A 4,999-nucleotide genomic window follows, 5' to 3' on the forward strand; every position below is an offset into this window, starting at 1 on the left:
TTGTTGGAACGCGAGCGAGTCACGCTATTTCGCGGCTGGCCCGACCAAGCCGAAGCGTTAGTTCGCCACCGCAGCGCGGTCGGAACTGACCTGTCCGCGTTGCGGCCAGGCAGCCTCGACGCGCTACTCCCGCCGGGGCAACGCGCTGCGCCGGGAGCCCGGGCCAACTTGTTCGGCATGACCGAGTCTTTCGGACCCTACTGCGGCTACCCTGCCGACACTGATATGCCCCGACCCGCCTGGGGCAGCTGCGGTAAACCATTCCCTGGCATGGAGCTACGTATCACCGATCCCGACACCGGCCGTCCGGTTCCAGCAGGAACCGTAGGGATGATCGAGATTCGTGGACCTCACACTCTTCGCGGGATATGCCGGCGCAGCCGCGAAGACGTGTTCACTGCGGATGGCTTCTACTCCACCGGCGACCTCGGCCACCTCGACCAGGACGGCTTCCTGTTCTATCACGGTAGATCCGACGACATGTTCAAAGTCAGCGGCGCCACGGTTTATCCCAGCGAAGTCGAGCAAGCGTTGAAGACCATCGAGGGTGTCAGCAATGCGTTCGTCACCAATGTTGCCGGGACACACGGCGATCAAGTGGGTGCGGTAGTCGTATGCAACACCGGGGAGGCGACGGTCGAGCAGTTGCGGGAAGCTGCCCGCGGACTGCTCAGTTCTTTCAAGGTGCCGACGGTGTGGCTGCTGGTGTACTCCGATGATGACATCCCGCGCAGACCCACCGGAAAAGTGGACGTCCGTCGACTACGTCAGATGGTGGCCGAAGTCCACAGGTGACAACAGAACCCATGGTCAGTGCTGCGAGCGCGCCCGCCGCCGGGAGTTGGGGCGGCTTCCTTCGTCGACCACTCCGCGCTCGATAAGGTGCTCGATCAACGGAACTGCTCCTGCCGCAAGGTGCTCGGACATCGCTTTGCGGGCAACTTTATCGTCGCGTTTCTCCAGTGCGGCCACCACCCGGCGATGGTCTTTGATCGACTGGCCCGGCCAGCCGGTGATCGTCGGAAATACCGATTCGGGGGCATAGCGGGTGATCTGGGACATCAGCTGGGCAAGCTTGGGTGAATCCGCGGCAACGTTGATGGCCCGGTGGAATTCGTGGTTGAGGCGGACCGCTCGTTCGTTGTCATTGGTGGCATAAGCGGCTTCCAGCTGGGCTTGAATCTCCTTGAGCTCGCGCAGCTCGTCGTCTTTGATGTTGATCGCAGCTCGCGCAGCCAGTTCACCACCGACGTACGCCTGGACGTTCGCGACGTCGGTGAGATCTCGGCTAGTCACCGGCGATACGACAAACCCGCGACGCGGCTGCTGAGCCAGCAGACCTTCCGCGCGGAGCTGAAAGAGCGCCTCGCGCACGGGCGTAACACTGATCCCCAACTCCGCGGCCAACTGGTCGAGACGAACATATTCGCCGGCCGCATAGGTGCCGTCGAAAATCCTGTGACGGACGAAGCGGGCGACATCTTCGGAAAGCTGTGGCCGCGCGGCGAAATCCGGAGCAGTCACCGGTCAGATCCGATACTCGGCAAGCAGTCGCTTGCTGATGATCGACTTCTGGATCTCGCTGGTTCCCTCGCCGATGAGCAGAAAAGGCGCATCGCGCATGAGCCGCTCAATCTCGTACTCCTTCGAGTAGCCGTAGCCACCGTGGATTCGGAAACTCTGTTGGGTGATCTCGGTGCACAACTTGCTGGCCAAGTACTTGGCCATGCCGGCGGCGAGGTCGTTGCGTTCTCCGGAGTCCTTCAAGCGGGCAGCATTAACCATCATCAGGTGCGCGGCTTCTACTTTGGTTGCCATTTCGGCCAATTGGAACGCGATGGCCTGATGTTCGACGATCGGTTTGCCGAACGTGTGACGCTGCTGCGCATAGCGCACCGCCAGTTCGAAGGCCCGGATACCCACACCACAAGCCCGTGCTGCGACGTTGACCCGCCCGACTTCGATGCCGTCCATCATCTGATAGAAGCCTTGCCCGGGTGTGCCACCGAGAATGTCGTCGGCGCTTGCCACGTATCCGTCGAATATCAATTCAGTGGTGTCGATGCCCTTGTAACCCAGTTTGTCGATTTTGCCGGGAATCACCAGACCTGGTGCTACTTCGCCGAACCCGATGGGCTTCTCGACGAGGAAAGCGGTCAAATTGCGGTGCGGTGTCTCGGCTCCCTCATCGGTGCGCACCAATACCGCAACCAGTGTCGAGCTGGCACCATTGGTCAACCACATCTTCTGCCCATCGATGGTGTAGGTGCCGTTAGCGTTGCGTGCTGCCCGGGTACGTATCGCCGCGACGTCGGAGCCCAACTCCGGCTCGGACATCGAAAAAGCGCCACGCACTTCGCCGGTCGCCATCCTGGGCAGCAGATGTTGTTTCTGCGCTTCCGTTCCGTGCTGGCGCAGCATGTAGGCGACGATGAAATGAGTGTTGATCACGCCGGAGATGCTCATCCAACCGCGCGCTAATTCCTCGACACACAGCGCGTAGGTCAACAGTGACTCGCCAAGCCCCCCGTACTCCTCGGGAATCATGAGCCCGAACAGACCCATCTCGCGCATCCGGTCGACGATGGCGTGCGGGTAGGTGTCACTGTGTTCGAGTTCCTGCGCGCTCGGAAAGACTTCCTTGTCGACGAACTGCCGTACAGTGGCGAGGATTTCAGTCTGGAACTCGGTTAGGCCAAGCGTCTGCGCAAGCCTGGTCATCTTGTTGCTTTCCCCTCTGCTCCGGTCAGCAAGCGATGGTCTTCGCGCTGATCAGGCGTGCAATGTCGTTGCGACTTAACCCCAGGCGTTGGGCGAGCACGTCGTTCGTGTCCTGTCCCAAATGCGGCGCGGGCGTGCTCGGCTGGTGCGCGCCATCGAATGCGGTCGGCAAGCCGGGAGCGAGATAATCGCCGATCCCGTCTTGGTGCAGCAGAGAAAACAACGGATTCGCCGTCACCCGTTGGTCGGCGGCGACCTCGGCGAACGTGCGGTAGCGTTCAAACAGCACACTGGTCTCAGACAGCGCCTCGCTGATCTGCTCGGCGGTGTGATCGGCGAACCAGGCGCCGAACAGAGCCGTCAGCGCATCGCGGTAGCGGTAGCGGTCACCTTCGGTGGTGAAGTCGGCGCCAAGCGCCTCGGCGAGGGCCGACACGGCCGTGCCGACGCCGGTGACCTCGACGAGGTCGCGAAAGTGGCGGCTGGTCAACGTCACGACCATGAACGCGATGCCGTCGCGACTCGTGAAATCCTGGCCGTACTGGCCGTAGATGGAGTTGCCCAGTCGTGGGCGCTGGGTGCCGTTTACCTGTGGCTCGGTCAGCCAACCCAGATTGGCCGCGGTGGCCAGCGCGACATCTTCGAGCGCCACGCTGACTTGGGCGCCAGCTCCGGACGTTTCGCGACGACGCAGCGCGGCGATCACCGCCAGCGCCGCGTACAGACCGCAGCACACATCCCAGGCCGGCAGCACGTGGTTGATAGGACCGGCATGGTTGGTCGGACCAGTCACCAGTGGAAATCCAGTCGCCGCGTTGACCGTGTAGTCGACCGCGGTGGAACCGTCACCTCGGCCGAGTAGTTGGACGTGGATGACATCCGATCTGACACTGGCCAACTTCTCGTACGACAGCCAGGACAGGCCCGCGGCGTTAGTCACCACGATGCCGTCGCCTTCGACGACGAGCCGTTGCACCAGCCCTTGTCCGTCCGGTGAACGCAGATCGATAGTCGCCGAACGCTTCCCTTTGTTCAGCCCGGTCCAGTAAATCGAGGCACCGCTTTCTGCGAGCGGCCAGCGGTGGACGTCGGACGCACCGCCGATCGGATCGACCCGAATCACTTCTGAGCCAAGTTGGCTCAGAGTCATGCCGCACAATGGTGCGGCGACGAAGCTGGATACCTCGACGACCGTGACACCGGTTAACGGCATGGTCATCCCGACGCGATCCGTTCGAAGACGGCAGCAAGTCCCTGGCCGCCGCCGATGCACATGGTTTCTAAGCCGTAGCGCGCCTGCCGCCTAGTGAGCTCGCGTGCCAGCGTGGTCAGCATCCTCGCGCCGGTCGCACCGACCGGGTGACCCAGCGAAATTCCGGAGCCATGGACGTTGGTGCGTTCACGGTCAGCGGCGCTGAATTTCCATTCCCGCATCACCGCAAGGGCTTGAGCGGCAAAGGCCTCGTTCAGTTCGATCAGGTCGATGTCGGCCAGCCGCAGACCTGCCTTGGCGAGCGCCACTTCGGTCGCAGGCACCGGACCGATACCCATGATGTTGGGCGGTACACCCGCGACGGCCCACGATACCAACCGGACCAGCGGCGTCAGCCCTAGTTCTTCAGCTTTCTCCTGAGTGGTGACCACGCACATCGATGCTGCGTCGTTTTGTCCACTGGCATTGCCGGCGGTCACCGTCGCTTCTGGGTCATCTTTGAGCAGCACCGGTTTCAGCTTGGCCAGCGACTCTACGGTGGTGTCGGCGCGGGGATGCTCATCGGTGTCGATCACTTCCTCGCCCTGCCGGCTCTGCACGGCGACCGGGATGATCTCCTCGGCGAAGATGCCGTCCTTTTGCGCGGCGACCGCTCGCTGGTGTGAGCTGACCGCGAGCTCGTCTTGTTCGCTACGGGAGATGTTGTACTGCCGCCGGAGGTTTTCGGCGGTCTCCAACATCCCGCCCGGGACTGGGTAGTTCCGCCCGCCCGCGGTTGTGCGGCCATGAACCAGTCCGTCGTGCACCCGAATACCGGTTCGGGCGCCGCCCCAGCGCATATCGGTGGAATAGAAGACGACATTGCTCATGCTTTCGGTGCCGCCTGCGATGACAAGGTCGTTGTCGCCACTGCTCACCTGTAGGCAAGCTTGGATCACCGCCTGCAAGCCCGATCCACAGCGACGGTCGATCTGCATGCCGGGAACGGTCACCGGCAGGCCGACGTCAAGCGCCACCACTCTCCCGATCGCCGGGGCCTCGCTGCTGGGATAGCAATGCCCGAGA

5 protein-coding genes are annotated in these 4,999 nt (G+C 62.6%); 1 reads left to right on the plus strand and 4 read right to left on the minus strand.

Annotation, left to right across the window (positions count from 1 at the left end):
• On the plus strand, nucleotides 1-795 hold a 795-nt coding region (locus VFA16_RS08535), incomplete at its 5' end, for a fatty acid--CoA ligase family protein (protein WP_324967395.1).
• 15 nt (nucleotides 796-810) lie between these two features.
• On the opposite strand, the gene VFA16_RS08540 is transcribed toward VFA16_RS08535, so the two are convergent.
• From VFA16_RS08540 to VFA16_RS08555, 4 genes are all read right to left on the minus strand, one after another.
• A complete protein-coding gene (locus VFA16_RS08540) occupies nucleotides 811-1,524 on the minus strand; it encodes a GntR family transcriptional regulator (RefSeq protein WP_324967396.1) in 714 nt (237 codons plus the stop codon).
• A gap of 3 nt (nucleotides 1,525-1,527) precedes the next feature.
• On the minus strand, nucleotides 1,528-2,721 hold the full coding sequence (locus VFA16_RS08545) for an acyl-CoA dehydrogenase family protein (RefSeq protein WP_324967397.1): 1,194 nt from the start codon (nucleotides 2,719-2,721) through the stop codon (nucleotides 1,528-1,530).
• 25 nt (nucleotides 2,722-2,746) lie between these two features.
• Nucleotides 2,747-3,940, minus strand: coding sequence for a CoA transferase (locus VFA16_RS08550; RefSeq protein WP_324967398.1), 1,194 nt, complete (start codon nucleotides 3,938-3,940; stop codon nucleotides 2,747-2,749).
• Nucleotides 3,937-4,999: acetyl-CoA C-acetyltransferase (locus tag VFA16_RS08555; RefSeq protein ID WP_324967399.1), on the minus strand; the 1,063-nt coding region annotated here is incomplete at its 5' end. The genes VFA16_RS08555 and VFA16_RS08550, both read right to left, overlap by 4 nt.

The sequence above is a fragment of the Mycobacterium sp. genome (genome assembly GCF_035653355.1).
Classification (GTDB): Bacteria; Actinomycetota; Actinomycetes; order Mycobacteriales; family Mycobacteriaceae; genus Mycobacterium.